The organism is Hyphomonas sp. (assembly GCF_046313735.1).
Classification (GTDB): domain Bacteria; phylum Pseudomonadota; class Alphaproteobacteria; order Caulobacterales; family Hyphomonadaceae; genus Hyphomonas.
Genome location: NZ_JBKBXW010000111.1, coordinates 1 through 2,190 on the forward strand (window position 1 = coordinate 1; position 2,190 = coordinate 2,190).

2 protein-coding genes are annotated in these 2,190 nt (G+C 67.4%); one reads left to right on the plus strand and one right to left on the minus strand.

Annotated elements, in window-relative coordinates; translation table 11 throughout:
- On the plus strand, positions 1–1,003 hold a 1,003-nt coding region (hflX, locus tag ACK4SV_RS16905; RefSeq protein WP_409919012.1), incomplete at its 5' end, for a GTPase HflX.
- Positions 1,004–1,107: 104 nt separating this feature from the next.
- On the opposite strand, the gene mazG is transcribed toward hflX, so the two are convergent.
- Positions 1,108–1,935 (minus strand): nucleoside triphosphate pyrophosphohydrolase, encoded by an 828-nt coding sequence (gene mazG, locus ACK4SV_RS16910; RefSeq protein ID WP_409919013.1) that lies wholly within the window; start codon positions 1,933–1,935, stop codon positions 1,108–1,110.
- Positions 1,936–2,190 lie beyond the last annotated feature (255 nt).

Sequence of the window (2,190 nt, forward strand, 5' to 3'; positions counted from 1 at the left end):
CCGGACGGGGCTGATCCTCGAAATCTTCGGCCTCCGGGCCCGCACCAAGGAAGGCCGGCTGCAGGTCGAGCTGGCGCGCATTCTCTATGAGCGCTCGCGCCTCGTGCGGACCTGGACCCACCTTGAACGCCAGCGCGGCGGATCGGGCTTCCTGTCCGGCCCCGGCGAGAGCCAGCTCGAGGCCGACCGCCGGATGCTCGACGACCGGATCATCCGCCTGCGGGGCGATCTCGATGATGTGCGCCGCACGCGCGCGGTCCAGCGGGCCGGGCGGCGGCGCTCCGGCAAGCCGGTGATTGCGCTGGTCGGCTACACCAATGCCGGCAAGTCGAGCCTGTTCAACCAGCTGACCGGTTCGGATGTGCTGGCCAAGGACATGCCCTTCGCGACGCTCGATCCGACGATCCGCCGGATGGATCTGCCGACGCTGGGCGAGGCGGCGCTGATCGACACGGTCGGCTTCATCACGGACCTGCCGACCCACCTCATCGACAGCTTCCAGGCGACGCTTGAAGAGTCGCTGCAGGCGGACCTGCTGGTGCATGTGCGCGACCGGGCGAGCGCGTCGGATTTCGACCAGGTCGATGATGTGATGCGCGTGCTGGAGCGGCTGGAAAAGGAATCCGGCCATCCGCTGCCGCCGATCATCGAGGCCTGGAACAAGATGGACGCGCTGCCGCCGGAGCGGGCGGCCTCTCTCGAGGTGCAGGCTTCGACGATGGCCGACCCACCGGCGGTGCCCGTCTCGGCGCTGACCGGGCAGGGCCTGCCGGAGTTGCTGGCGCTGATAGAGACGGCGCTGCTGCGCGGGCGGGCGGAGTACGCCTTCCACATGCCGCCCGAAGACGGCAAGGCCCGCGCCTGGCTGCACCAGCACGGCGATGTCACCACCGAAACCCAGCAGGACGACGGCTCGGCTGATCTGACTGTGCGATTGTCACTGGAACGCCTCGGCCAGTTCCGGACGGAGTTTCCGGGGTTGGATGCTGAGCTGGTGATCTGAACTCCGCCTGAAGTCCGCTCACTCCCGCGAAGGCAAGGGCCTCGTGAGGAAGTGCGCTGCCTGTCCAGGCCCTCGCCTGCGCGGGGGTGAGCGGGCTCCTAGGTTTACCCCCGCTCCCCAGCCTTCACCCTCTGCCAATACGCCTCCTGCTCATCCAGCGTAAGCGACGCAAAGTCCACACCCTCCGCCGCCGCCGCAATCTCCATCGCCCGGAACCGGCGTTCGAACTTCGCATTGGCGCGGCGCAGGGCCTGTTCGGGATCGACCGACAGCCTCCGGGCGAGGTTCGCGGCAACAAACAGGAGATCGCCAATCTCGTCCTCGATGGCATCCGCGTCGCCGCTCGCCATCGCGTCCTTCACTTCCTCGACCTCTTCGGTGAGCTTGTCGAAGATCGGCGGCGTCTCGGTCCAGTCGAAGCCGGTGCGGGCGGCGCGTTTCTGGATTTTCTCGGCGCGCAGAAGCGCGGGCAGGGATAGCGCAACACCGTCAAGGGCGCTGGCCGGTCCGGACGCTTCACCCTTCGCGGCGCGTTCGGCGGCTTTCATCTCTTCCCAGGCGGCGATCTGGCCATCCGCGTCTCGCCCGTCTGAGGCTTCGAACACATGCGGGTGGCGGCGAATCATCTTCGCATTGATCGCGGCAATGACGTCGGCGAGGGCGAAGGCGCCTTCCTCCTCGGCCATGCGGCTATGGAAGATCACCTGGAAGAGCAGATCGCCAAGCTCGTCGCGCAGATCGGCCCGGTCACCGCGCGCGATGGCGTCGGCCACCTCATACGCTTCCTCAATCGTGTAGGGCGCAATGGTCGCGTAAGTCTGTTCGAGATCCCACGGGCAGCCGGTTTCCGGCGTGCGTAGCCGGGCCATGATATCGACCAGTTGCAGCAGCGCTTCGGCGGCCGCGGAGGGCCTGGACTGGGTGTCGGGCATGGCTGGGCTCCCCGCCGGGTTCGCCTCGTGTTTACCGGCTCGCGGGCCGCCGCCGCAAGCACGCGCCTGACTCTTTGTGCCTTGCGCGGCGGGGCAGGCTGTCTCAGAGGTGGATCAGGCAGCGCACGCCATGCTAGTCGCGAAATAACCATGACAGATACGCTCGCACTCATCGGCCTTGAATGGATCGGCACACGGCTTTCGGCCTGGGCCTTTGACGCGGAGGGCGAGGTGATCTCCTCGGCCGTGATGCAT